Genomic DNA, 24,964 nt, shown 5'->3' with positions numbered 1-24,964 from the left:
TATTGAGAAATACCATGAGTGATTCATACAGTCCTTTAGAGAGAGCTATTGCGCGTATTTTGGCACGAGCTCCATTTATAAAAAATATTATCAAGAGGTGTTATTCACAACTTGTTTATCTACGTTCTAAGAAAGATTACGAGTATAAGTCTAGCTTTGATGTAGCTTGCATTAATGTTAATCAAAGCACAGAGAGTTTTTTTGGCTATTTTGATAAATCTCCTGTATCGAAAGGTGGTTACACACTAATACATAAAACTGCAGAAAAAACGGATTGCTTGCCTCAACGTGACAAAGCGGTATCACTTGCGGTGATTGCCCCTTCTGGGGAGGAGCTATTTGCAGTGAAAACTAACACGTTTAATTGGCAGCAAGGCTCCCGAGCACATTGGCTTGATGAAGATAACTTCATTTTCAATGATTTTGATACTAAAGCCCAAAAATACGTGAGCCGAGTTTATTCGATAGCGACTAAGCAAGAAGTGAAACAATTTGGCTATGCTGTGCAAGATTCATATAAAACCGACTACTTCTTATCTTTGAATTACCGTCGTCTGATGACGATGAGGCCTGACTATGGCTATCGTAATCTACCAGTTATGAATAAAGATGAGCTGCAGGATACAGATAAAGACGGTATTTGGAAGGTCGATTTCGACTCAGGAGAAGGGCAGCTTTTGCTGTCTATTTCTGACGTTAAAGAGGTCGAGTATGAGCCAAACTTTGATAATGCAACACATAAAGTTAACCATGTAAGTATATCTCGTTGTGGTGAACACTTTATTTTTCTTCATCGCTACTTTGTTGGACAACGCCGCGTTGATCGTTTAATGCTGTCGTCCGCAGATGGAAAACAAGTGAAATCTCTCGTTGCGTTCGGCATGGTTAGCCATTGCTTTTGGGCTGATGACTCTACCATTTTGGGGTATTTGAGAGGGCCAGGCGAAAAAGACGCATATTGGTTAATCGATATTCACACGGGAAATATGACGCATTTTGCTGACGGTGTACTTGATTCCTATGGTGATGGTCACCCACACGTTGTTGGCGACTGGTTTATTACCGATACTTATCCAGACAAAGCTCGTATGCAGTATTTATTGCTCTGTAACTGGAAAACAGGAGAGGTTAAGAATCTGGGAGAGTTCTACCATGGCTTTGGTTATAACGGTGAAACTCGTTGTGACCTGCATCCAAGACTTTCAGAAGATGGCCGTAATGTTTTTTTTGATTCAGTGTTCAGTGGTAAGAGACAACTTTATCGCATTTCTTTAAACGAGGAGTAATCAGTTAAACAACATTTATCTGGTTACTAGCAGATTGAATATGTGAACTGATAGAGTGAAGATGAAAAAAATTTCGGTATTGATGTCTCTCTATGAGCAAGAGAGGGTCGACTTTCTGGCATTGTGTCTGGAAAGTTTGATGAAACAAACTAGACAGCCTGATGAAGTGGTTATCGTTTTTGATGGCTTTGTGAATGATGCTTTGAAAGATACAGTTAATGAATATTGTCAGCATTTACCAATCATTAAGGTATGTTTAGAGAAAAACTCAGGGCTTGCGATTGCTTTAAATGAAGGGCTAAAGCATTGTTCCGGTGATTTGATCGCCCGAATGGACACTGACGATATATGTTTGTATGAGAGACTTGAAAAACAAGAAGAATATATAGTCACTCAGAGTTTGGATATAGTTGGTACTGCTGCAGTCGTCGTGGATCTTGACGGGAAAATCACAGGAGTTCGAAGGAATCCGGCAACTCATACTGATATTGTTGATAAGTTGTGGTGTAACCCATTGATCCACCCTAGTGTAATGTTCGTGAAATCAAGTATTGAAAGGATCGGCGCTTATGATCACTCATTACGAAGACGTCAAGACTATGAGTTGTGGTTTAGAGCGGCAAGTCACGGATTGAAATTCGGAAACCTTCAAGAGAAACTCATAAAATATCGCTTTGATCAGCACACTTTGCAAAAGCAGTCCCCAAAACTTGCTTGGCAACAAGGTATGATAGGATTCAAAGGGAGTATGTCCTGTAAGCTAGGGTTAATAAAGTCCGTTGTTTGCTTTGTCCCGTTCATACGCTCATTGTTACCTATTGGGCTTCAAGTGAGGTTTACTAAATTAATGAAAAGCTTTGATTCACGCACGAAATGAATGATGAATGCATTTGAGTTTCAATTTAATAAACTTCAAACTGACCAGATATAATCGAGTAACTATCGATTTACTTCACTTCTAACAAAAAATTGAGCAATGAATATATTATTAACTGGTGCAAGTGGTTTTGTAGGTAGTCACTTTTGTGGTGACGATAGCATTAAGCGAGTAGTCGTGCGCGATAGCGATAATTGTTCCCATTGGAGCTGTGACCAATATCAAGTCGATGCTATCGATGGACAAACTTGTTGGTCTGGTGCTTTTGAGAACATTGACGCGATCATTCATTTAGCAGGGCTAGCACACAGTCGAACATTCACCAGTGACGACTATCAAACGGTGAATGTTGATGGTGCATTGCACTTGGCGAAAAAAGCTGCGCTTGCTGGTGTGAAAAGGTTTGTTTTTGTTAGTTCTATCGGAGTGTTGGGTTCACATACTAGTGACTCTCCTTTTACGGTAGATAGCCCACTTATACCTGAGAATGAATATACTCAATCTAAATTGTCGGCTGAAATCGGGTTAAATAAAATCTCGCGAGAAACAGGGTTAGAAGTTGTTATTGTTCGTCCGACACTCGTTTATGGGGCTGATGCGCCGGGAAACTTTGGCATGCTAGCTAAGCTAGTTTCTCGTGTACCAATACTACCTTTTGGTCTCGTTAGTAATAAGCGTGATTTTATCGCCGCTGATAACCTGAAAGATATTCTTATGTGTTGTGCTCTGCACCCGGCAGCTAAAGGTGAGACATTTTTGGCGAGCGATGGCGAAACAGTTTCAATTGGCGAGTTTACTAGTCATATTGCACAAGGGTTGAACCGGAAGGTCATTCAATTGCCAGTCCCTATCTCGCTCTTTAGATTTTTAGGAAGGCTGATTGGAAAGACTCAATTGGTGGAGCAACTAGTCGGTAACCTACATGTTGATAACTCTAACTTGAAACAAAAGTTAGGCTGGGTTCCTTCGTATACCATGAAAGACGTTATGTCACGACTGAATAAAGGCAAAAAATGATTCGTATTATTGATTTTCTCGCGGCACTTATTGGCTTAACATTACTATGGCCCATATTGTTAGTTGTCGCTGTCTTAGGGCTATTTGACACTGGTTCCCCTATCTTTGTACAAACCAGAGTCGGTAAAGGAAAAAAGCCATTCAAGCTGATTAAATTTCGCACTATGTCGGTAGAGACCAAGTCCGTTGCGAGTCACTTGGCGGCTAACTCTTCTATTACCAAGTTGGGAGCTATTTTACGTAAAACTAAAATAGATGAGTTGCCACAACTAATTAATGTTTTGAAAGGTGAAATGAGCTTAGTTGGTCCTCGTCCTAATTTATTCAATCAAGAAGAGTTAATTAAAGAGCGAGAGGCGAAAGGTATTTACGATGTTCTTCCTGGAATCACAGGGCTTGCACAAGTAGAAAATATCGACATGTCAACGCCGAAACTGCTTGCTGAGACAGATAAGAAGATGATCGAGATGCTGACGTTAAGAGATTATTTTAAGTATATCCTTATGACAGTTACAGGTAGCGGTTCTGGCGATGCAGTGAAATAAACGCGCAGGTACGAAAAGGCTTTATTTGGTTTTATTTTGACCTGATGCTTTTGATGGCCTCTGTTATGGATGAGATGTTTGTTTTTTAGATGTATACATCTCATGCAATCCAACACATTTGTGACTCCCTAATGTCATGTGTATGAATCATCTTCCTTTAGTGATTTACAAGTAAACTTGTTATTGCCCTATAGGTATCGATTAGAGACAAAATCTACTTTAGTCGGTACTATACGGTGTTAGATTTATTAAGAGAAATATAATGGCTAGGCTTAACTTTTTGTGGAATTTATCCCGTCTTCAGAAACGAGTGATAAGTATATTCATTGATGCTCTTTTTGTTGTTATATCTTTTTATGCCGCCTATTGGACTCGTATCGGCCATATGAAGCCTCTCGACGATGTATCTACCCAGTACGTGTTGCTTGGGACGTTATTGGTTACTATTCTTGCTTTCACTAAGCTTGGTCTATATCGAGCAATTCTACGTTATCTCACCTTTCACGCCTTGGCTGTAGTTAGTGTTGGGACTGCTATCTCCGCAGGATGTGTAGCTGTTCTGGCTTTTTACTTTGACGCAAGTATTCCTCGTTCAATTCCAATTATATATGGCGCATTTTTGTGTCTCCTTAGTGGCGGTTCTAGATTAGTTATTCGAGTGTTAGTCTCTCAAGCTAGCAGTAAAGATAAGAAGAAAGTGCTAATTTATGGTGCTGGTGCGGCTGGTAGGCAGCTAGCGCTTGCTCTTCGTTCTTCTGAAACCCATCGAGTTATGGGCTTTATAGACGAAGATACTACGTTAGAAAATACTATTATCATGGGCCTTAAAGTTCATGATACGAGTTCAGCACAAGCGCTAGTTGAGAAGTGCAATGTAAATCAGATTTTACTCGCGGTTCCCAGCGCTTCTAGGTCAAGACGTAAGGAAATCCTAGATGCTTTAGTACACCTTTCGGCTGAGGTGCTTACTATTCCAGACATGAAAGATATTGTAGAGGGAAAATCAAAGATAGATGAATTGAAGGACGTCGCTATCGATGATTTGTTGGGGCGAGACCCCGTAGTACCTCAACAAGTTCTTATGGAAGGTAACATTAAAGATAAAGTTGTAATGGTGACAGGAGCGGGTGGTTCTATAGGCTCGGAATTATGTCGTCAGATCTTGAGGAATAAGCCTAAAACTATTGTTCTATTTGAGCTCTCTGAGTTTGGTTTATACCAAATAGATCGTGAATTATCTTTGTTGAACAAAGATGAAGGATTGGGTGTTGAAGTTATTCCATTGCTAGGCTCTGTACAGCGTATAAATCGCTTATCCACTGTAATGACAAGCTTTAATGTCAACACTGTTTATCATGCAGCAGCTTACAAGCATGTTCCGTTAGTAGAGTACAATGTTGTAGAAGGCGTACGTAATAACGTTTTTGGCACTTACTACGCAGCAAGAGCAGCAATTGAGGCCAACGTTGAGTCATTTGTTCTTATTTCAACTGATAAGGCTGTGCGCCCAACGAATATCATGGGCACGACGAAGCGTGTCGCTGAACTCGGCTTACAAGCTTTAGCCGAACAAGAAAATAAAAAGCAAAAAGGCACCCGCTTTTGTATGGTTCGTTTTGGTAATGTGTTGGGCTCATCAGGCTCTGTGATTCCACTCTTTAAACGACAAATATCGAAAGGTGGGCCGATTACGGTGACTCACCCAGATATTATTCGTTACTTCATGACTATTCCTGAAGCTGCACAATTGGTTATTCAAGCTGGCGCTATGGGTAAAGGTGGCGATGTTTTTGTTTTGGATATGGGGAAACCCGTTAAGATAACTGACTTGGCTGAAAATCTAATCCAGCTTTCTGGGTTAGAGGTCAAGAATGATGACAATCCGTATGGTGATATCGCTATCGAATTTACCGGACTTAGGCCGGGTGAGAAGCTGTTTGAAGAGCTGCTTATTGGTGATAATGTTGCTCTTACCGCTCATGAACGGATTATGACCGCGAACGAACAGTTTTTAGCAATTAATGAATACCAACGATTGATTGCAGATTTAGATGATGCGTGCCATAACTTTGAGCATGAAAAAATAAGGCAGTTACTATTAGATGCCCCTACCGAGTTTTCTCCAACGGATGGGATCGGTGATTTAGTTTGGAAGCGTACTAGTCCTCGACAAAATTAATATGAACCTCTGCCTGTTCAAACACAGCTTTGAGAGCGCTTCTCAAAGTTGCAGTGATTTTTTTTGCATTCTGTTTAAGTGTAAGGTGCTGATTGAACTAGGTTGATTTAAAGAGCGCTGTTAGAAAGTTTACGAATCGAACAATACTAACAATGTACAGTATGATAGTATTTACCGGTTATTAATTTAGATGTTTTGAGAGATTTAAAGTGAAGCAGTCAACACAACCCAAGCCATACTCTGCCCACAATCCACCGATGTTCATAGAAGATGACGAGATCGATCTTAGAGATATTTTTAAGATGCTATGGGATGGCAAGTTAATTGTAATATTGGTTACTGTTTTGTTTGCAATTGGTAGTATTACTGTTGCGCTGACAACTCAAGAGTGGTGGTCATCTAAGGCTAAGATCACAGAAGCCCAGCCTCAAAACTTAACAGCATACCAGCAGCAGGTTAAGCAATTTCAGCCCGTTTTCGATATTTATCAGGACGATGGAACAGTACTTGTAAGTAATGATTTGGATAAGTTAGTTGACTCCGAGTTATTGTTTAAACGTTTTGTAAGTACTTTCAATTCAGCTAATAATAAACGTGCTTTTTTAGATAGTAGTGTTGAGTTTCAAGAGTTCAAAAATACTCTTTTTGCTGATAGTTCAGAAATGACAGATGACACGGTTCGTGCTTTGTATCTGCAATGGTTTGAAAGAATTACAGCATCGATTTCAGATAAAAAAGATCGTAACTCACCTTATTTTGTAAGCTTTCAAACAACTTCTAAACAAAGTAGTTTTGATTTACTTACCTCGTATCTTTCCGTTACCGAAGCTAAAGTTCGTCAAGATGCATTTAACAACTTGAATGCCGTTGTTGATGGCAAGCGGAATGAACTGATACAGCAGAAAAGGATCCTCGAAACTCAAGCTAAAAGTCAGTTGCTTATAGAAGCTGAGCGAACTAATTATGCAGTTGCAATAGCAATTGCAGCGGGGGTCGAAAAGCCTATTCAGACGAGCAATCATCGTGAGCTATTTGGAATTGATTTAGGTTCTAAAGGGCTAGAAGCGAAAATGAAAGCTTTAGAGTCAATTAAAAATTTAAGTGTTATTGAGCCTCGCCTTCAGCAAATCAATGCCAAATTGGACATGCTAAATAATCTTACGATAGACCGAAACATTGAATTTCAAATGTTTCGTTTTCTAGAACGAGTGGAGCAACCAATTACAAGAGATAAACCTAACCGTGTGCTGATTGTTCTTTTGGGAACATTGTTTGGTGGGGTCTTGGGATTGATGATTGTCGCGATTAGATTTGCTTTTAGAAAACAAGATTAATAATTACCAATGGCTAGTGTTCATACACTAGCCATTTTTTTGCTGAGTATATTTTGTTATTTCGCTATTTGGCATTTGTATGCCTTATCAATACTGACTAGCAGAAAAGCTTACTTGGACTTCATACCTCAGTAACACACGGTAGTTGCATCTGGCGCCCAAAAGTCGTCCGTACACTCGGATTTACCTCCAATACATCATTCAAACGGCACTCGGCAAAGGCTCGGGCGACCGCGTTTAATTTGCCTTCTTTCTTATCTTTCACTCCTTCCTGACGCAATCCTGACGTTTTTTTGAATCGTTGTGGTGCGTTTACTAATTATACATTTACTTGATAGCAGTAATTACCTATCATAATGTTCAATTAGTTGTTTAATCAGAGTAATTCCTTTTTAGGCTATCTATCATTGATTAGATGGTTTTGGTTGGATATTGAAAGTAAAGCAGCAATCTTCTTGTGTTGGTATCTTCTGAGTACCATTTTTGTAGTGTCATACGAAAAGATTACGCTAGCTGCTCGCTTGCAATGGGCTAAGCAAGCTACTCTCAAGTTCTTTGAGCTTGTTAAACAACATTGATAAATCTGGCGAAATTCAAAAAGTACAGTATTGAGCTGTCTGTAGCTTCTAGCTTCAGCATTCAATATTGTGCACTTGCGTCAGTAGTTTTGGTACGGAATGGCGTGTATGAGTGCCTGCTTTTTGGGCTTTCATACAAAAACTGATTAGACTATCGCTTAGATTTGCTAGGAAAATCAGCCTCAGTTCAGTTTGAAATATGGAAGATATAATTATATGAAAATGCAGTGGTTAGCTAGGGTTTCACCTTTGTTGTTGCTATCAGCAACAGCTGTTGGAGCTGAAAATTTATACGTGGGCGCTAAAGTAGGTAGTGTAACTGCCGATAACTTTGCACCATTAGTAGAGAGCCGTACGGCTATTGACGACTCAGACACATCTTACGGTTTGTTTGTGGGTTATCAATTATTGGACACCTTGTCTATAGAAGGCAGCTACAACTATCTTGGTGAATATAACCTTAAAGATATTGCCGGTGGTAGTTACGATGCAAGTACCTTTGATGTGCTGCTTAAAGCCTCTGGTAACATCAACGATAGTCTAGCGTTATATGCTAAAGGTGGCTTCGCTATTTATGACTGGAACGCAAACGGCCCAGGCGTGGAGTCTGATGATTCTGGCGTGATTCCAACAATCGCTTTCGGTTCTGAATACTCGATTACACCATCAATGAAGGTTGGTTTAGAGTATCAATTCTATGATGGTATTGGTGGTGTTAACATCGATTCATTTAATGTTGCCTTGTCTCATAGCTTTTAATCATTTGTAGGGATAAATTGTGAAATATAAAATTTTAGCGTTATCAGTCGTTGGTGCAATCCTTGGTGGTTGTGGCAGTGACAACAACAACAGCGTGCCACCGGAACAAGCGTACCGTAATATTATGGCATTCGACCCTGCAGTAATGGGTATGAAAGGTACATTCAGCTGTGATGATGGTACAACCGGTTCTCTAGAAGAAACAAACTACTACGGTGTTTCTGAAGTCACTGAGCTTACTGTTCTTAACTACCCTGAAACTTGTTCGTTTGCTTACGCTGCAACAGCGGATGCAGTTGACGTTTCTAACGGCAAAGACATGAGCAAGGTGAGCTACAAGTTCCCTAAAGGCTTAGCAAACTACGACGACCTTGTGACATCTTCTCCAATCTCAACTTTGATTGAGAAAGAGCTAGATGGCCAATCTTATGATGAGTCGATTGGTGAACAGATTCTTAACGATCTTGGCTTGGGCGACTTAATAAACAATGGTCGAGCTAAGAGTGTTGCTGACTTCCTACGCCGTACACAAGAAATTATTGCAGATCTTCCAGCAGACGAAGCTAGCCTAGTTTCAGCGACAGCAGCGGTACTATCAGACGTACTTGTAGTAAGTTCTGATAAGTCAGCAACTGAGCTCTCTAAGGCAGCTGTTGCAATTACAGAGGAAGTTCTCAACACCTACCCTGACTACCCTACAGCTCCGGGTGGCGGTGACATCTACTTGGATCTAACTGCAGATCCTGACTTTATTAAAGATGTTGTCGCTGACCCAACTGCTCCTGTAGTCATCCCACCTTCAGCAGAAAAACCATCTGAACCTGTTCCAGACCCAGATGAAGGCACTAAGCCACCAACTGGCGGTACTGGTGGTACTGGTGGTACTGGTGGTACTGGTGGTGGCGGTAACGGCGGTGGTACTGGCGGCTAATCTAAGCATCAATAATAAAAGGCACCACACGGTGCCTTTTTTGCATGCTGTTACTATCAACATAGTCACAATTAAGCATAGTCACTATCAAACTCTGTCACCATTAAACGTAGTCACTAACAAAAATAGTCACTGTCAAATACGGTTAAAACCTATTGTATCCCAATGAAAATACTCAGTTATTCTAAAAATGCATCTCTCATAGCATCTCTTAGCGCATTAGCTATCGCTTCTAATGCCTATGCCGTCGATAACTTGATGTCGTCCCAAAGTTATACCGGCGCAATCATTGTGCCTAATGCTCAAGTGATGGACACTGGCGACATCTCTTACCTCTATGGTCAAGGCGTACCATACAAGGGAAAAACCAGTGAGTTAGATAACATATTATTTAGCGTTGGTTTATTCGATGGGTTTGAAGCGGCGGGTCGAATTGTCACAAAAACTTATGACTGTCACCTCTACACAAATGTACCGAACTACAACCCTAATTGTGGTAATGGTATTCGTGATTTGTCGGCATCGTTTAAATACCAGCTTCCTTTCGTTAAAGATTGGACAGGGTTCGATTTTGCCATAGGTGTTCAAGATTTCGGTGGCGCGGCCAGCAACTTTGAAACCTACTATGCGGTAGCCGATTTTGAGCCTGACTTTGTCCCTGCAAGGTTTAGTGCCGGTTATGGTAAATCAGAGGTGAGCCATGGCGTTCTGAACGGGCCCTTTGCCAGCTTAGAATATCAGCCGTTGGATTTTGTACAGCTGATTGCAGAGCACGACTCTCACCAATTTAACGCTGGCTTGAAGGTGTTCACACCAGAAAACTACCTGCCACTGGATACGCAGTTATCTTTTCAATACCAGTTTTACACCAGTGGTAATGCCGATATAGACATTTGGTCTGTGGCTGCATCCGCTCCTTTAATGGGCTTCTCTGAATCTCGCCGAGTGAATGAGTTAACCCTAGAAGACAAGATCGCAGTAGAACAAGCGCATCATAAATTTGCCGGTATGGTTCAACTTAAAAAAGCACTGGTTGATGAAGGCTTTCTTAACGTCAGAATTTCGGCTGATGATATTGGTTTAAACGTAGCACTGGAAAACCGACGTTATAATCGTAACCAAGTGGATGGTGTGGGTGTTGCGTTGGGTATTATCTCTTCCTACGTGGGAGAAGGTATGCTTCAAGACCTCGGGGTTAAAAACTACCAACAACAAAACATTCGCTTGTTTAACTTGGTGAACGACATGCCGATGATGGAAGTGATCACCAGTGCCCCATGTTACCGTGAGTTTGTAAAAACGGGTGAACCTTGCAAAACCCTTCTTGTTCGCACATCAGATGTGAAAAAGAGTTATGCAAAAGCAAACTTTGATAAAGAGGTGGCTCGTTCTGGCTTTGGTCGCACACAGGTCATTGTTTCCCCTGCTTTGTATCACAATACCGCCACAGAATACGGTGTATTTGACTACTCTTTAGCGCTTGCCACTAACCTATATACGCCTCTTTGGAAGGGTGCCGCGTTGGATGTTCGACATGTAATGCCACTGGCAGAGAGTGACGACTTTGAAGAGGGCGAAATTTGGGGTGACAATGCCTTTGAAAATGAAGTTGATAGGGTTCTTTTCCACCAAGCATTCCAATTGCCTTACAACCTCACGACTCAATTCTCATTCGGACAAGTTTACGGAAACTTTTTGGGCTTTTTGAATGAAACGCAGTATGCGAGCAACAGCGGTCGTCACATTCTAGGAGCTGAATACGCCAACTTTTCTGCTCAAGATAAGTACGACTCAAGAGGGAAGGCTATCTTAGATGCGACCCCTATGATTGGCCACTATACCTACTCAAGACCAGAGTGGAACTGGCAAGGTAAAGTGCAAGCCGGTCAATTCTGGAAAGGCGATGAAGGGGTACGCGTAACCACCAGTCATTGGCTAGGTGATGTAAGAGTTGATGCGTCATACCAGACCACAAAAGCAGTAGGCAGCAGTGAAGCCGAAGATTTTGTGACGCTTTCTATCGCGATTCCGCTGACACTATGGCGTGATATGAGCCCTGACTACGTTCAATTGCGTGGTATCGACCAGTTTGTGTACGCTCTACAAACTCGTGTTGGTGATAGCCATAATAATTTAGGCACAGGCTTGGGTGTCGATACTGGCTTACAACACAATATTGAAAGGCAGTACTTCAACCGTAACCGCATCGGTGCGAGTTACTACTATGAAAACAGACAGCGCTTACGCAATGCTTACCTGAAATATTTAGAAGCAGTAAAATAATTCAGCGTAACATCTAAAACTAAGAGCCAGCACCTCATGTGTTGGCTCTTTTTTTGCTCTTGCTCTTGCTCTTAGCTCTTCGTTCACTCGAATCCCGTTTACCCGCATCTCGATACTGCTCTTTAGAATCTCGCATCTGCCCTTTAGCTCTTCGCATCTCGTTTTCCCGCATCCCGTATCTGCTCTTAACCCTTAAAACCATACAACTAGGTTGATAATAAACACAATTTGTGGATAATGTTTACGGATTAAAATGACCGGATGCAAGCATCGTTTTTGCTGCGTTTGGTATTGACTATGCAGTGTGGTGTCACGGACGATCAAAGGGCGGTAGCATCTTGATTTTTCGATGATAAATGAGAGTTGGATCTTATTATTTTTCCACGTCAGCGCTATTTAAAGCCGCATAGCTGATAAAATTACGCGCTTAACTTCCTTTGGTGTCCTTTTGGGGATCACAATACATTCCACCTCTATTACTTGGTTAACATGAAGATCAATAAAAATCGTCTCCTTTTCGCGCTTATACCTGCATTGCTTGTAGGGTGTACGACTCCAGGTACTCACCTGTCTACTGGTGGTAAGAATGTGATTCAGCCTTCTGAGGAGCAGCAAGAGTCTGATATTTCTGAAGTGGTGAATGTGTATCCGCTGACGGCGCAGCTAGTATCGACTTACCAAACGGGTACATTGTCGGTGTCACAAGCCAACCCTGAACTCGACGTAGATATCGCAAAGTATGAATACAAAGTCGGTGTGGGTGACATCCTAAACATAACGATCTGGGACCATCCTGAACTGACGATTCCTGCGGGCTCGTACCGTAGTAGCACCGAAGCGGGTAACTGGGTTCATGCAGACGGCACCATCTTCTACCCGTACATTGGTACAGTCGAAGTTGCAGGAAAAACCGTTCGTGAAATTCGTTCTGATATAGCGGAACGTTTGGCTAAATACATCGAAAGCCCTCAAGTCGATGTGAACGTAGCGGCTTTCCGTTCTAAGAAAACCTACATTACTGGCGAAGTGTCTAAACCTGGGCAGCAGCCAATCACTAATATCCCACTAACATTACTGGATGCCGTGAACCGTTCTGGCGGTTTGTCTGAAGATGCTGATTGGCGTAATGTGTCATTAACCCGCAATGGCGTGGAAGAGAATCTTTCGCTTTATGGCTTAATGCAACGTGGTGACCTAACCCAAAACCGCTTACTGCAAGCGGGCGATATTGTTCACGTACCTCGTAACGATAATCAGAAAGTGTTCGTGATGGGTGAGGTGAACGATCCTCAACTACTCAAGATTGATCGTGTTGGGATGAGCCTAACCGAAGCACTCAGCAACGTTGGTGGTATTAACCAGCTGACGGCAGATGCAACGGGTGTGTTTGTGATTCGTACTTCTGATGATAAATCAGAACGCATGGCGGACATCTACCAACTGAATATGGAAGATGCATCTGCATTGGTGATTGGTACCGAGTTTGATTTAAAACCTTACGACATTGTTTACGTAACGGCTGCACCAATCAGCCGTTGGAACCGTGTTATCGGTCAGCTTGTACCGACCATCTCTGGCTTCAACGACCTAACCGAAGGTATGTTGCGCGTTCGTAATTGGTAATAACTGAAGATTAATAATCAGGTTGCACTTAGCGTGTGACCTGATTTTTTACATCTAGAAGTAAACCTTGTTTGTAAGCACGTTCAGTTTATAAATGCATTCGGTTCACAGGTGCATTGGGTTTACAGATGCATTGGGTTTACGAAAAACTAACGCTATAAGTGAATTATGTTTAATAAAATTTTAGTCGTATGCGTGGGCAACATTTGTCGTTCCCCGACGGGAGAGCGAGTTTTACAAAACTTGCTTCCAAACAAAGAAGTGGCCTCTGCCGGTATAGCTGCTGAAAAAAGCCGTTTAATTGGTAAGCCTGCAGACGATACTGCGATTTTAATTGCCGCTGAAAATGGTGTCGATGTTGAAAATCATCAGTCTCAGCAAGTCACGCCACAGCTTTGTGCACAGTATGACTTGATCTTGGTGATGGAGAAGGGCCATTTAGAAGCGCTCACTCAAATATCGCCAGAGGCACGTGGTAAAACCATGTTGTTTGGTCAGTGGATTGGCCAAAAAGACATTCCTGACCCTTATCGTCAAAGTCGTGAAGCGTTTGAACACGCTTATCAGCTGATTGACGAAGCAGCACAAGCTTGGGCAAAAAAGCTGTAATTGATAGAGAAAATCTTCAGTTAAGCTATGTTGCATAGCCACCAACAGAATCATATAAAAGAGAAGTACGCGGAGCGTATATGAAGTCTCTTAAATAGCAATAATTTAGGAAGTAGCAAACAAATGACAACACAACCCTCTCAGCAATCGCATACAGAGAACTCTGATGAGATAGATTTAGGAAAACTGCTTGGCATTCTGCTGGACGCTAAATGGCTAATCATGCTGACCACATTCGCTTTTGCTGTGTTTGGTATTGCGTTTGCATTGCTTTCAACGCCGATATACAAAGCCGATGCACTGATTCAAATTGAAGAGAAGAGCTCTGGCGGTATTTCATCGATGGTCGGTGACATGGGCGAGTTGTTCTCTCAAGAATCTTCTGCGACGACAGAAGTGGAGATCATCAAATCTCGTATGATCTTAGGTGAAACGGTTGATAAGTTTAACCTAACGACGGTGACATCAGCGAACTACGCACCCATCGTCGGTAAGGGTTTTGCTCGCTTAACCGGTGACATCAATCACATCGCAGTGAGCCGCTTTACTTTGCCAAGCTATGCGAGCGGTTACGAACACACGATCCAAATTCTCGATGCCGAGAAAGGCACTTACCAACTGGTTCGTGACGATGAGCGCATTATCTTAAAAGGCCAAGTGGGTGAGCTAGCGACAGCCGATGACTACAGTTTGTTTGTGGCCGGTTTTGAATCGTATAATGATTTTGAATTCTCTATTGCGAAACAAAGCCGACTAGAAGCGATCGAATGGTTGAAAAAATCGTTGTCTCTGTCTGAGCAAGGCAAGCAGACCGGTATTTTGAAGCTGAGCTTTGAAGGTGAAAACAAGCAGCAGATCTCTGAAATCCTCAATCACATTAGCCAGATCTACTTCTTACAAAACGTGAAACGTAATTCAGCAGAAGCAGAGAAGAGCCTAGAGTTCTTAGAGAGCCATCTTCCGGGTATTAAATCAGAGTTAACTGGCTATGAAGACGTACTAAACAATTACCGCCAAAAGAACGAATCGATCGACTTGGGTTTAGAAGCACAATCAACCCTGAAGGTAATGGTAGAGCTTGAAGCGCAATTGAATGAACTGACGTTTAAAGAGAGTGAAATCAGCCAGCGCTTTACTAAAGATCACCCAGCCTACAAAGCCCTGCTTGATAAGCGTAAAACGCTATTGGGTGAAAAAGAGCGCCTAAACAAGCAAGTACAAAAGCTGCCAAAAACACAACGTGAAGTACTGCGTATGACGCGTGATGTTGAAGTAAACCAACAGATCTACATCCAGCTATTGAACAAGGTTCAAGAACTCAGCATCATCAAAGCCGGTACGGTTGGTAACGTTCGTATTTTAGATGACGCTCAAGCCTATGCTCGTGCAGTAAAACCTAAGAAGCCGCTGATTGTTGTATTAACAACACTATTAGGTGGCATGCTAAGTGTCGCGTTTGTATTAGTGAAAGCGGCGTTCCACCGTGGTGTGGAAAGCCCAGATCAAATTGAACAAATCGGCCTTCCGGTTTACGCCGCGGTACCAAAATCTGATTTACAGATAGAGCTAACTAACCGCTTTAAATCGAAGAAGCAGCAAACCAAGGGGACGCAAGCACTGCTTGCCGAATCGAACCCTGCTGATCTTTCGGTTGAAGCACTGCGTGGCCTTCGTACCAGCTTGCACTTTGCGATGCTAGAAGCGAAAAACAACGTCTTGATGATCTCTGGCCCAGCGCCAGGCATCGGTAAGTCATTCATCTCGACTAACTTTGCTGCAGTAGCTGCAAAAACAGGCCAAAAAGTGCTGTTGATTGACGCGGATATGCGTAAAGGCTACCTACAACAAAGCTTTGGTGTGAAATGGGACAACGGCCTTTCTGATGTATTAAGCAGTAAGCAAGAGTTCGCTCAATCTGTTAAAGCCACACCAGTAGAAAACCTACATATTATTACTCGCGGCCAAGTGCCACCCAACCCATCTGAACTGCTGATGCACCCACGCTTTGCTGAGCTAATGGAATGGGCATCAAAAGAGTATGACTTGGTGATTGTCGATACCCCACCTGTACTGGCGGTAACCGACCCAAGTATTGTTGGCGCCTTCGCTGGCACCACATTAATGGTGGCGCGTTACGGCCAAAACACCATTAAAGAGATCGATGTCGCTCGCAACCGCTTCGAGCAATCAGGTATTGAAGTGAAAGGTGTTATCTTCAACGCCATCGAGAAGAAAGCATCAAGCTCGTACGGCTACGGTTACTACAACTACACATATTCTAGCGACAAGAAATAAAGAGCAGTAACGAGATACGAGTAACCGGGTAAACGAAGAGCAGAAAGGCAGATACGAGATTCGAGTGGCGAGATACGAAAAGCGCCACTCGATTCCGCTCTTCATCTCTTCGTTACTCGTTTACCCGCTACCCGCATCTATTATTTTAAGCTCTTCGCATTTCGTTTACTCGTCATTCGTATCTATTATTTATCCACTCGCATCTGCACTTTAAATTATTCGAGGACTTAGCTTTTGGTTCTCCCCCTTAAACACCGGACTATTGTGAGTGATGGTGTTAATAGAAGGGGAGTTAGAGGGGGTTGTTAGCGATGCCTAACCAACCCCTCCCTGCCTCCCCTTATATTGATGTTTTTTGCCAAGTAACAATCGTGATAAAGGGGAGGAGCTAAAAGCACCACTCGCATCTGCTCTTTTAGCTCTTCGCATCCCGTTTACCCGCTACTCGCATCTGCTCTTTTAGCTCTTCGCATCCCGCTTACCCGCTACTCGAATCTGCTCTTTTAGCTCTTCGCATCCCGTTTACCCGTCACCCGCATTTGCTTTTCAAGCCTTTCGTATCCCGTTTACTCGTTACCCGTATCTACTTTTTTATAACGCCACCCGTCAAATACAATCCAATTGCCGCTAACACCGGGTAACCAAACGCTTCATTGGTCATTTCCCCTAATGGTTTCCAATCATAACCATGCATACAACCCAGAATCACCATCACATGCAGTGCCACATAAGGAATGGTGAACAACAACACAATGTAGCGCTGTACCAACTTAAAAGGTTCATACGCTTTAAGCAGTGCCAGTTTGTGCTTCGCTTTTTCTTCATCAGTAAAAAACATCGCATCTCCTGTGTTGGTGAGTGCATCTAACCCTTTGCTAATTGAAGACTGACTCCCAAATATTCTTCCGAACAATGTCATACTGCTCCTTGGTTGATTGATGGTTATATACCGCCTTTCTCGTCACTCCCGCTCTTAAGCCTTTCGCATCTCGTTTACTCGAATCTCGTATCTGCTCTTCAGCTCTTAATCTCTTCGAATCTCGCTACCCGTCACTCGCATCCGCTCTTTTAGCTCTTCGCATCTCGTTTACCCGTCACCCTAATCTGCTCTTCCTGCTCTTCCTGCTCTTCGCATCTCGCTTACTCGCATCCCGCATCTGCTTTCAAGCTCTTAAAGCCACAACCGGACACGCCTTATTCACGCCCCAATCCTTATGCCCCTTAACATTCTCATCTGAAATCAAGAACTGCTCTTGCAAGGCTGCCATCAAACCAAACAACGCCTTGCGCTGCGCAAGCGTGAAGTTATCTTCTGGTTGCAGCTCGGCATTACAGCCGCCGACCAGACAAATCCCAATATTGCCCTTGTTGTGGCCTTTCACATGCGCGCCGGTTTGCGACAGCGGCCTGCCAAGTTCGACATCGCCATTACGACGAATAACAAAGTGATACCCCACATCACGCCAGCCTTTCTTTTTATGCCATCGACGAATCTCGGCTACGTCTACATCTTGCAGTGGTGGCGTGGCGCTGCAATGCACCGTAATAAATGAGAATGCCGGGCAATGAGGCAAACGGAGTAAAACCGAAACCAGACTGAAGGAGTAGGGCGCGAGTGAAAAACAAGGCTCTAACGAAGGACTTCGCTCTTCCGTGCTAGCCCGCTCTTTCGAGTCAGCCAGTTCTTGTGAATCAGTAGACGCTTTTAACGGCTGGTGTGGAACTCGATCAGTTGCTGGTGGAGTGTTTGACAAAATAAATCCTCGTGTTGTTGTAAATAGGCGATTAAAGACGTTGATAACGATTCTTTTAAATCAGTGTGCAGTGCGATGTGTTGTCGCAAACTGGCGGCGACGGTTTTTGCATAACTGGGGTGGTGACTGACATAACGTAAATACATCACGCAATAACCCAGTGGCTGCCTACGCCGTGCTCGGCTGATCATCCAACAAATATCCTCATAGCTGGGGACGTCACCGTATTCATCCTCATTAAAATAACAACCTTCCAAATGGCTTTCTTTATAACCGCCGGCTTCATAGCTCAGTACTTGGCCAGACCCATCACTAAAAAATAACGGCTGGCGTGATTGATTCAGGGAATTAACGCGGCACTCGAGGCTCGTCATTCCGGGTTGGTACGCTGAAATAAAAAGAGAAACTATCGCCTTCATTAAGCACCTTATTGCTGCATGGGGAGGGCAATGTACTTCAACATTCTTGATTGGGGTTGGCGGTAATAGCGCGAAAATGGAGGGACACAGAAAAGTGAGAAGTGCTTCGAAAAATTACAGATCAATAAGGTTGGTGTTGCATATCTATCCGAGGCGTTTAACCAAACATCTTTTCTTACAACTTATCTCATGGGCGTTTCGCCCCTAAAGCGCCAAAAAGTGTTGTTAATGCTCTGTATATCAATGGATTTCTATACGAATGACTAATTAACAAGGAGCGTTAAGCATGTGTGTTTCTCTAATTCTTTCTTTCATCCCATTAAAAACCGGCTCGCCGATAAGCAAGTTGGTGTTATTAAAATTGGCCGATAACGCCGACGCGCGTGGCGTCTGTTTCCCATCCCTAAATTACTTAGCACAATATTGCGAAGTGTCGGTAAGAACCGTTAAGCGACACGTTAACGAACTCGAGAAACAAGGGTTTGTGAAGCGGATAAAGCGGTTTGATGATTCAGGACGCCAGCGCAGCAATATATATCAGCTGCGCCTACCCAGCGACAGCCACATTCAGCAGGCCGATCTAGACCAAACGAATCAAGAGAACACCAATGCAGAACAAACAGGTTTACCGCCAGCCTCGTCGGAATATCCACAGAAAACAGAGCTCGCAAAGAAAACAGACCATTCAGACACTCCCCTGGGTGACTCAAGATCCAACACGGAGAGTGATCATCCTGCACACATAATCTTTCATAAAGAACACAAAACAGACATTCCTTGTGAAGAGCCCCTTAATTGCGAAGATAAAGAAAATGCTACATCCCAAACGGAAAGTACCAATCAAGGAAGCTCAAAGAGTGAAGCCGTGATTCACCTGTTCACCAAAGAGGGCAGCGCGCCGATTTACCATGAGTTCACCACCATATTAGAGCGCACCTACCCCAAGTTAGATGTGCTGCAAGAACTGCACGCCATGCAAGCGTGGCTGTACATCAACCCCGATAAGCGTAAACCCTTTGAGCACATTGGCCATTTTGTGAATGGCTGGCTCAGAAGAAGCGCCCAAGCTAAGGCGAAGCGAGACTCATCGCCAGTCTTTAAGCAAACACAAGCGGTGAAACCCTCAAAGAAACCTAAATCGATAAAAGCCGTAGGATCAATAAAAGCAGGTGCGCCCACAACAGCTTCAAACCAAGCTCAGCCAATCAAAAGCAATCAAGCAGAAAGCAAATCTCAACAACTCACGCCTGTCTCTCAGGCCCTCGCGGACTACAAAGCCAAAAGCACCACCAACCCGTTCGAAGCGCGTATCAAGGCCCTAGTTCAATCCAAATCGCTCGGCACGGATTCTAAGCAGTGAACATCCGATTATTCGCAGACGAAGCGCTTGTTGACACAGCCAAAAGCTATAGAAAACCAAGAGCTGAGGAAACCAAAAGCTCAGGAAAACCAAAAGCGAAGGTAGACCAAGCGCGAATATAGACAAAAAACGTCAAGAGACAAAAAGTAGAATTAGGGAGAGGGCAAATGGACGATACCAGCCTAAAAAAACTGACAACGGCAGAAAAAGTCACCATTTTAGAGAAAGAGATAGCGCGAGTAGAAGGGCGCATTGGCGAGTTCTTAGCCTTGCTAGTGAACCACTACCCACAAGGGCTAACACGCACCGAAATTAAAGAGCTCTTAGTGGTAAACAATAACCAAAGCTTCGTTTCCCTGTACCGCAACGGCAATATTTTCATTGATATAGAAAAGCGCTACTGCACCACAGCACAAGAAAACCGCTACCACATAGGAACCCAGTATCTGCAAGACGTACAATGCTTTCGCTGGATAAACGCATGGTGAGAGGCTTGTCCAAATAGGGTAAATTTCAAACTGGTCAATATGCACTTACTTTGCTAGAATGCGCAGCAAATTAGAAACCGTATGAAAACCGCATAACAGCGGATAAATCGTCAAACCTTGCCTGTAGGAGCCAAACCTAAGGGCGGTAGCGTAACTAAATGCGAGTGGCTAACAAGTAAAAAGTGCTACAAACCACAGAAAGGCTGTTTTTTGGCGGCCTACTGGGGCGGTTTTAAAAAAGATAGCAAAATCTAGGTTTTATAAGGGATTGTCGAAAATAGACTGTCTCAAAATGAATAAAAAGTGTCTCAGGGGCTTAAAATTGACTGAGACATTTTTGTGGGATTAAACCTCAAAAATTCTATACATATTCACGTTCGTGAGTTGTTCTAAAATATACTACAAGAGAAAACTATGAAGATCCTCGTCACTGGTGGTGCTGGCTTTATCGGCTCTGCAGTCATTCGTCATATCATCAAGAACACATCTGACAGCGTAGTCAACGTTGATAAACTCACTTATGCAGGGAACTTAGAATCTCTTATCGAAGTGGATTCAAATGAACGCTATGCTTTTGAACAAGTGGATATCTGTAACCGTACAGAATTAGATAGAGTGTTTAAAGCTCACCAACCTGACGCAGTGATGCACCTAGCGGCTGAATCACACGTTGATCGCTCTATCACTGGCCCTGCTGCGTTTATCGAAACCAATATCGTAGGGACATATACGCTACTGGAAGCAACTCGCGAATACTGGAACACGCTTGAAGAACGAGAGAAAACAGAGTTCCGTTTTCACCACATCTCTACTGATGAAGTGTATGGTGATCTTCCGCATCCAGATGAAGTTCCAGAAGGCACAGCGCTGCCAATGTTTTTAGAAACAACCTCGTATGAGCCATCGAGCCCATACTCGGCGTCAAAAGCATCGAGCGATCACCTTGTGCGTGCATGGTTACGTACTTACGGCCTTCCAACCATAGTAACCAACTGCTCAAATAACTACGGCCCTTATCACTTCCCTGAAAAGCTGATCCCACTGGTTATCCTCAACGCGCTTGAAGGCAAAGAGTTACCTATTTACGGTAAAGGTGACCAAATCCGTGATTGGCTATTTGTCGAAGATCATGCTCGCGCACTCTACAAAGTAGTGACCGAAGGTAAAGTCGGCGAGACTTACAACATTGGTGGCCACAACGAGAAGAAAAACCTCGAGGTCGTGAACACTATTTGTGAAATCCTAGATACGTTAGTACCGAAAGAGTCTGCGTATGCAGAGCAAATTACGTATGTGCAAGACCGCCCAGGTCATGACAGACGCTACGCCATTGACTCATCTAAAATGCAGCGAGAGCTAAATTGGACGCCAGAAGAGACGTTTGAAACGGGTCTTCGTAAAACAGTGCAATGGTACCTAGACAACTCAATATGGTGTCAAAACGTTCAAGATGGCAGCTATCAACGTGAGCGTTTAGGTGTAGAAACAACGGAAACTAAGGAAAGTAAATAATGAAAGGGATAGTTCTTGCTGGTGGCTCTGGCACTCGCCTATACCCATTGACACGCGGTGTATCCAAGCAGCTATTGCCTATCTACGATAAACCAATGGTGTTTTACCCAATCTCAACATTAATGCTGGCTGGCATTAAAGATATACTAATTATCACCACACCAGAAGATAATGCAGGATTCCAACGCCTACTGGGTGATGGCTCTGATTTCGGTATTAACCTTGAGTATGCTATTCAGCCAAGCCCTGATGGCCTAGCGCAAGCGTTTATTATCGGTGAAGAATTCATTGGTGAAGACGATGTCTGTTTAGTGCTGGGAGATAACATCTTCTACGGCCAGTCCTTTAGCCGCCAGTTAACAAGAGCTCGAGAGTTAACATCAAAAGGTTTATCTACAGTATTTGGTTATCAAGTGAAAGACCCAGACCGTTTTGGTGTGGTTGAATTTGATGAAGAGATGAAAGCTGTCTCTATTGAAGAGAAGCCTCAAGCACCAAAGTCTAACTATGCAGTCACAGGTTTGTATTTCTACGATAACCGCGTGGTAGAAATGGCCAAGCAAGTGAAACCATCCCATCGTGGTGAGCTAGAAATTACCACCCTTAATGAAATGTACTTAAATGACGGTTCGCTAAACGTAGAGTTACTCGGTCGTGGTTTTGCGTGGCTAGATACTGGAACTCACGAAAGCCTTCATGAAGCCTCTTCGTTTGTACAAACGATTGAAAATGTTCAAGGCTTGAAAGTCGCTTGTTTAGAAGAAATCGCGTGGCGTAACGGTTGGCTGAGTGATGAGCAAGTATTGACGCTCGCTAAGCCGATGATGAAAAACGAATACGGTCAGTATTTGACACACCTAGTGGCTGAATCTCAGAAAAAGGCAGTAAGCTAATGCGTATCTTAATTACGGGTTGTCATGGTCAGGTTGGCGCTAGTTTAACAGAGCAGTTAGCTAGCCATGATAATACTGAAGTGTTAGCGCTTGATAGAGAGCATCTTGATATTACCAATCAAGGTGCCGTCAATACAGCGGTTGCTGAGTTTAAGCCGAGCATTATTATTAACGCGGCGGCACATACTGCAGTAGATAAAGCAGAAGAGGAAATCGACCTTTCTTACGCGATAAACCGTGATGGTCCTAAATACCTAGCCGAAGCCGCACAAAGTGTTGGTGCGGCGATTTTACATATATCAACAGATTATGTATTTGAAGGCAACAAAGCAGGTGAGTATGTAGAAACAGATATCACCAACCCGCAAGGGGTTTACGGTAAAAGTAAGCTCGCCGGTGAAATCGCCGTTGCCGAGGCGTGTGATAAACATATTACCCTTCGTACAGCATGGGTATTCGGTGAGAGCGGCAATAATTTCGTGAAAACCATGCTGCGTTTAGGTGAGAACAGAGACGTATTTAGTATTGTCGGAGACCAGTTTGGCGGGCCGACTTATGCGGGTGACATTGCCAGTACATTGATCGAAATCGCGAAGCGTATTACTCAAGGTAATAAGGTTGAGTACGGTGTTTACCACTACTCGGGTTTGCCACATGTGAGTTGGTTTGACTTTGCTGATGCCATTTTTGATGTTGCTGTTGAGCAAGGAGTTCTTGCAAATAAGCCAAGCTTAACGAGTATCACCACTGACCAATACCCAACACCAGCTAAGCGGCCAAGCAATTCTCGATTAAGTACTGAAAAAATCACGCTAGGTTTCTCGGTTAAAGCGAGCGATTGGAAGGCCGCGTTAAACAATATTCAAGCGTATACGGAATAACAAAATGAAAGTAATCGATACTCGTATTCCAGATGTAAAAATCATAGAGCCAAGTGTCTTTGGTGATGAGCGTGGTTTCTTTATGGAAACCTGGAATCAAAAGCAATTTGAAGAACTAGTAACAGGCAAGCCAACCCGCTTTGTACAAGATAATCACTCTAAATCAAAGAAAGGTATTTTGAGAGGCCTTCATTATCAAACTGAAAACACGCAAGGAAAGTTAGTGCGTGTTGTTTCTGGTGAAGTGTTTGATGTGGCTGTTGATATCCGAAAAGGCTCACCGACGTTTGGCCAATGGGTTGGGGAATACTTGTCGGCAGAGAACAAACGTCAATTGTGGGTACCAGAAGGGTTCGCTCATGGATTTTATGTAACGAGTGAAGAAGCAGAGTTTGTTTACAAGTGCACTGACTACTATAACCCGGAACATGAAAAATCAATATTATGGTGCGATAGTACATTGAATATTGAGTGGCCGGATATGCTAACTCCTTTGCTGTCAGAAAAAGATAGGCTTGCCATGAAGTTTAGTGAAAAGGAGTTTTTATGAAAATATTTGTATCTGTGATATCACATGGTCACGCAAAATTAATAGATAGCCTAGGATGTTTAAAGAAAATAAATGAGTCGACTAACATCGTAGTTGTTGTGAAAAATAACTGCAAAGACCAAGAATTAATAGATTATTGCATAAAAAATTCAATTGATTATATCGATAATGAGTATGGTAAAGGTTTTGGAGAAAACAACAATATAGTATATAAATACTGCGTTGAGAAATATAAAACTAGAGATTGTGATTTATTTTTAGTTTTGAATCCAGACGTGTTGATTGAGACTGAAGTTTTATTATCGATGCTATCGGGAATGAAAGAAAATAGTATAAATTTTGCTACATTAAATCTATTTAAAAATCTAGATAAAACCATATTCGATCCATCAATAAGGAGGTTTCCTAAATTTCTAGACTTTACGTCATCTTTTATTGGTTTAGGTAATAAGACAATAATTAATAAAGAAAATATTGAATCTATAAGTTGTATAGATTGGTCTGCTGGTTCTTGCTTATTCTTCACCTTTAAGCATTATTGTGATTTAAGAGGGTTTGATCAAAATTATTTTATGTATTGTGAAGATATAGATATTTGTTTTCGTAGTAAAGCTATGGAAGAGGAATTATGGTATTTTCCTAATTTACATGCAATACACTTAGCAAAACATGCAAATAGGAATGTTTTTTCAAAACATTTCATTTGGCATATAAATAGTGTAATAAAATATCTATATTATTCAAGCGTTAGTGATTCTAAAAGAAATGCAAGAATAATAAGCTGTATTTGA

At 42.6% G+C, this 24,964-nt stretch carries 22 protein-coding genes; 19 read left to right on the top strand and 3 right to left on the bottom strand.

Annotation, left to right across the window (positions count from 1 at the left end; all coding sequences use genetic code 11):
* Nucleotides 1-14 precede the first annotated feature (14 nt).
* The 12 genes from AB8613_RS07555 to AB8613_RS07500 all read left to right on the top strand — a co-directional run bounded on the left by AB8613_RS07555 (nucleotide 15) and on the right by AB8613_RS07500 (nucleotide 16,316).
* A complete protein-coding gene (locus AB8613_RS07555; RefSeq protein WP_372384744.1) occupies nucleotides 15-1,286 on the top strand; it encodes a glycosyl transferase in 1,272 nt (423 codons plus the stop codon).
* A 61-nt stretch (nucleotides 1,287-1,347) separates the two neighbouring features.
* Complete coding sequence (locus AB8613_RS07550; RefSeq protein ID WP_372384743.1) at nucleotides 1,348-2,163, top strand: glycosyltransferase; 816 nt, start codon at nucleotides 1,348-1,350, stop codon at nucleotides 2,161-2,163.
* 99 nt (nucleotides 2,164-2,262) lie between these two features.
* The gene (locus AB8613_RS07545) at nucleotides 2,263-3,180 is read left to right on the top strand and encodes an NAD-dependent epimerase/dehydratase family protein (RefSeq protein ID WP_372384742.1); all 918 of its coding nucleotides are present in this window, start codon (nucleotides 2,263-2,265) and stop codon (nucleotides 3,178-3,180) included.
* Nucleotides 3,177-3,725: a sugar transferase gene (locus tag AB8613_RS07540; RefSeq protein ID WP_372384741.1), complete on the top strand. Its 549-nt coding sequence runs from the start codon at nucleotides 3,177-3,179 to the stop codon at nucleotides 3,723-3,725. The genes AB8613_RS07545 and AB8613_RS07540 overlap by 4 nt, the downstream gene beginning before the upstream one ends.
* Nucleotides 3,726-3,987: 262 nt before the next feature.
* On the top strand, nucleotides 3,988-5,904 hold the full coding sequence (locus AB8613_RS07535) for a polysaccharide biosynthesis protein (RefSeq protein WP_372384740.1): 1,917 nt from the start codon (nucleotides 3,988-3,990) through the stop codon (nucleotides 5,902-5,904).
* Nucleotides 5,905-6,113: 209 nt separating this feature from the next.
* Complete coding sequence (locus tag AB8613_RS07530; protein ID WP_372384739.1) at nucleotides 6,114-7,238, top strand: Wzz/FepE/Etk N-terminal domain-containing protein; 1,125 nt, start codon at nucleotides 6,114-6,116, stop codon at nucleotides 7,236-7,238.
* 794 nt (nucleotides 7,239-8,032) lie between these two features.
* A complete protein-coding gene (locus AB8613_RS07525) occupies nucleotides 8,033-8,575 on the top strand; it encodes an outer membrane beta-barrel protein (protein WP_048663159.1) in 543 nt (180 codons plus the stop codon).
* Nucleotides 8,576-8,594: 19 nt separating this feature from the next.
* On the top strand, nucleotides 8,595-9,506 hold the full coding sequence (locus AB8613_RS07520) for a serine/threonine protein kinase (protein ID WP_123306258.1): 912 nt from the start codon (nucleotides 8,595-8,597) through the stop codon (nucleotides 9,504-9,506).
* Nucleotides 9,507-9,671: 165 nt separating this feature from the next.
* Nucleotides 9,672-11,789 carry a YjbH domain-containing protein gene (locus AB8613_RS07515; RefSeq protein ID WP_372384738.1) on the top strand — a complete coding sequence of 706 codons (2,118 nt, stop codon included), beginning with the start codon at nucleotides 9,672-9,674 and terminating at the stop codon, nucleotides 11,787-11,789.
* Nucleotides 11,790-12,278: 489 nt separating this feature from the next.
* The gene (locus tag AB8613_RS07510) at nucleotides 12,279-13,412 is read left to right on the top strand and encodes a polysaccharide export protein (protein WP_019821513.1); all 1,134 of its coding nucleotides are present in this window, start codon (nucleotides 12,279-12,281) and stop codon (nucleotides 13,410-13,412) included.
* Between the two features lie 168 nt (nucleotides 13,413-13,580).
* Entirely contained in the window at nucleotides 13,581-14,021 is a 441-nt protein-coding gene (locus tag AB8613_RS07505; RefSeq protein WP_055320062.1) for a low molecular weight protein-tyrosine-phosphatase, read from the top strand.
* A gap of 123 nt (nucleotides 14,022-14,144) precedes the next feature.
* Nucleotides 14,145-16,316: a polysaccharide biosynthesis tyrosine autokinase gene (locus tag AB8613_RS07500; RefSeq protein ID WP_372384737.1), complete on the top strand. Its 2,172-nt coding sequence runs from the start codon at nucleotides 14,145-14,147 to the stop codon at nucleotides 16,314-16,316.
* A 583-nt stretch (nucleotides 16,317-16,899) separates the two neighbouring features.
* On the opposite strand, the gene AB8613_RS07495 is transcribed toward AB8613_RS07500, so the two are convergent.
* From AB8613_RS07495 to AB8613_RS07485, 3 genes are all read right to left on the bottom strand, one after another.
* A complete protein-coding gene (locus AB8613_RS07495) occupies nucleotides 16,900-17,235 on the bottom strand; it encodes a hypothetical protein (RefSeq protein ID WP_029224976.1) in 336 nt (111 codons plus the stop codon).
* A gap of 244 nt (nucleotides 17,236-17,479) precedes the next feature.
* Entirely contained in the window at nucleotides 17,480-18,070 is a 591-nt protein-coding gene (locus AB8613_RS07490) for an N-acetylmuramoyl-L-alanine amidase (RefSeq protein WP_372384736.1), read from the bottom strand.
* Nucleotides 18,022-18,489 carry a hypothetical protein gene (locus AB8613_RS07485; protein WP_372384735.1) on the bottom strand — a complete coding sequence of 156 codons (468 nt, stop codon included), beginning with the start codon at nucleotides 18,487-18,489 and terminating at the stop codon, nucleotides 18,022-18,024. Before AB8613_RS07485 ends, AB8613_RS07490 begins: the two co-directional genes overlap by 49 nt.
* A gap of 286 nt (nucleotides 18,490-18,775) precedes the next feature.
* Here AB8613_RS07485 and AB8613_RS07480 point away from each other — a divergent pair, with 286 nt between their 5' ends.
* The 7 genes from AB8613_RS07480 to AB8613_RS07450 all read left to right on the top strand — a co-directional run bounded on the left by AB8613_RS07480 (nucleotide 18,776) and on the right by AB8613_RS07450 (nucleotide 24,964).
* Nucleotides 18,776-19,849 (top strand): helix-turn-helix domain-containing protein, encoded by a 1,074-nt coding sequence (locus AB8613_RS07480; protein WP_372384734.1) that lies wholly within the window; start codon nucleotides 18,776-18,778, stop codon nucleotides 19,847-19,849.
* A gap of 167 nt (nucleotides 19,850-20,016) precedes the next feature.
* Nucleotides 20,017-20,337 carry a hypothetical protein gene (locus tag AB8613_RS07475; protein WP_372384733.1) on the top strand — a complete coding sequence of 107 codons (321 nt, stop codon included), beginning with the start codon at nucleotides 20,017-20,019 and terminating at the stop codon, nucleotides 20,335-20,337.
* Between the two features lie 414 nt (nucleotides 20,338-20,751).
* Complete coding sequence (gene rfbB, locus AB8613_RS07470; RefSeq protein ID WP_372384732.1) at nucleotides 20,752-21,849, top strand: dTDP-glucose 4,6-dehydratase; 1,098 nt, start codon at nucleotides 20,752-20,754, stop codon at nucleotides 21,847-21,849.
* Nucleotides 21,849-22,742 carry a glucose-1-phosphate thymidylyltransferase RfbA gene (gene rfbA / locus AB8613_RS07465; protein WP_372384731.1) on the top strand — a complete coding sequence of 298 codons (894 nt, stop codon included), beginning with the start codon at nucleotides 21,849-21,851 and terminating at the stop codon, nucleotides 22,740-22,742. Before rfbB ends, rfbA begins: the two co-directional genes overlap by 1 nt.
* The gene (gene rfbD, locus AB8613_RS07460; RefSeq protein ID WP_372384730.1) at nucleotides 22,742-23,623 is read left to right on the top strand and encodes a dTDP-4-dehydrorhamnose reductase; all 882 of its coding nucleotides are present in this window, start codon (nucleotides 22,742-22,744) and stop codon (nucleotides 23,621-23,623) included. Before rfbA ends, rfbD begins: the two co-directional genes overlap by 1 nt.
* 4 nt (nucleotides 23,624-23,627) lie before the next feature.
* Nucleotides 23,628-24,173, top strand: coding sequence for a dTDP-4-dehydrorhamnose 3,5-epimerase (rfbC, locus tag AB8613_RS07455; protein WP_372384729.1), 546 nt, complete (start codon nucleotides 23,628-23,630; stop codon nucleotides 24,171-24,173).
* Nucleotides 24,170-24,964 carry a glycosyltransferase family 2 protein gene (locus tag AB8613_RS07450; RefSeq protein WP_372384728.1) on the top strand — a complete coding sequence of 265 codons (795 nt, stop codon included), beginning with the start codon at nucleotides 24,170-24,172 and terminating at the stop codon, nucleotides 24,962-24,964. Before rfbC ends, AB8613_RS07450 begins: the two co-directional genes overlap by 4 nt.

The sequence above is a fragment of the Vibrio sp. BS-M-Sm-2 genome (genome assembly GCF_041504345.1).
GTDB classification, from domain to species: domain Bacteria; phylum Pseudomonadota; class Gammaproteobacteria; order Enterobacterales; family Vibrionaceae; genus Vibrio; species Vibrio satsumensis.
The sequence above is the reverse complement of the archived record's forward strand: the minus strand, read 5'-3'. Positions and strand labels throughout refer to the sequence as shown.

Coding starts and splice junctions, on each gene's coding strand:
- AB8613_RS07555 (WP_372384744.1), top strand. CDS start 15: ATGAGTGATTCATACAGTCCTTTAGAGAGAGCTATTGCGCGTATTTTG.
- AB8613_RS07550 (WP_372384743.1), top strand. CDS start 1,348: ATGAAAAAAATTTCGGTATTGATGTCTCTCTATGAGCAAGAGAGGGTC.
- AB8613_RS07545 (WP_372384742.1), top strand. CDS start 2,263: ATGAATATATTATTAACTGGTGCAAGTGGTTTTGTAGGTAGTCACTTT.
- AB8613_RS07540 (WP_372384741.1), top strand. CDS start 3,177: ATGATTCGTATTATTGATTTTCTCGCGGCACTTATTGGCTTAACATTA.
- AB8613_RS07535 (WP_372384740.1), top strand. CDS start 3,988: ATGGCTAGGCTTAACTTTTTGTGGAATTTATCCCGTCTTCAGAAACGA.
- AB8613_RS07525 (WP_048663159.1), top strand. CDS start 8,033: ATGAAAATGCAGTGGTTAGCTAGGGTTTCACCTTTGTTGTTGCTATCA.
- AB8613_RS07515 (WP_372384738.1), top strand. CDS start 9,672: ATGAAAATACTCAGTTATTCTAAAAATGCATCTCTCATAGCATCTCTT.
- AB8613_RS07510 (WP_019821513.1), top strand. CDS start 12,279: ATGAAGATCAATAAAAATCGTCTCCTTTTCGCGCTTATACCTGCATTG.
- AB8613_RS07505 (WP_055320062.1), top strand. CDS start 13,581: ATGTTTAATAAAATTTTAGTCGTATGCGTGGGCAACATTTGTCGTTCC.
- AB8613_RS07500 (WP_372384737.1), top strand. CDS start 14,145: ATGACAACACAACCCTCTCAGCAATCGCATACAGAGAACTCTGATGAG.
- AB8613_RS07495 (WP_029224976.1), bottom strand. CDS start 17,235: ATGACATTGTTCGGAAGAATATTTGGGAGTCAGTCTTCAATTAGCAAA.
- AB8613_RS07485 (WP_372384735.1), bottom strand. CDS start 18,489: ATGAAGGCGATAGTTTCTCTTTTTATTTCAGCGTACCAACCCGGAATG.
- AB8613_RS07480 (WP_372384734.1), top strand. CDS start 18,776: ATGTGTGTTTCTCTAATTCTTTCTTTCATCCCATTAAAAACCGGCTCG.
- AB8613_RS07475 (WP_372384733.1), top strand. CDS start 20,017: ATGGACGATACCAGCCTAAAAAAACTGACAACGGCAGAAAAAGTCACC.
- rfbB (WP_372384732.1), top strand. CDS start 20,752: ATGAAGATCCTCGTCACTGGTGGTGCTGGCTTTATCGGCTCTGCAGTC.
- rfbA (WP_372384731.1), top strand. CDS start 21,849: ATGAAAGGGATAGTTCTTGCTGGTGGCTCTGGCACTCGCCTATACCCA.
- rfbD (WP_372384730.1), top strand. CDS start 22,742: ATGCGTATCTTAATTACGGGTTGTCATGGTCAGGTTGGCGCTAGTTTA.
- rfbC (WP_372384729.1), top strand. CDS start 23,628: ATGAAAGTAATCGATACTCGTATTCCAGATGTAAAAATCATAGAGCCA.
- AB8613_RS07450 (WP_372384728.1), top strand. CDS start 24,170: ATGAAAATATTTGTATCTGTGATATCACATGGTCACGCAAAATTAATA.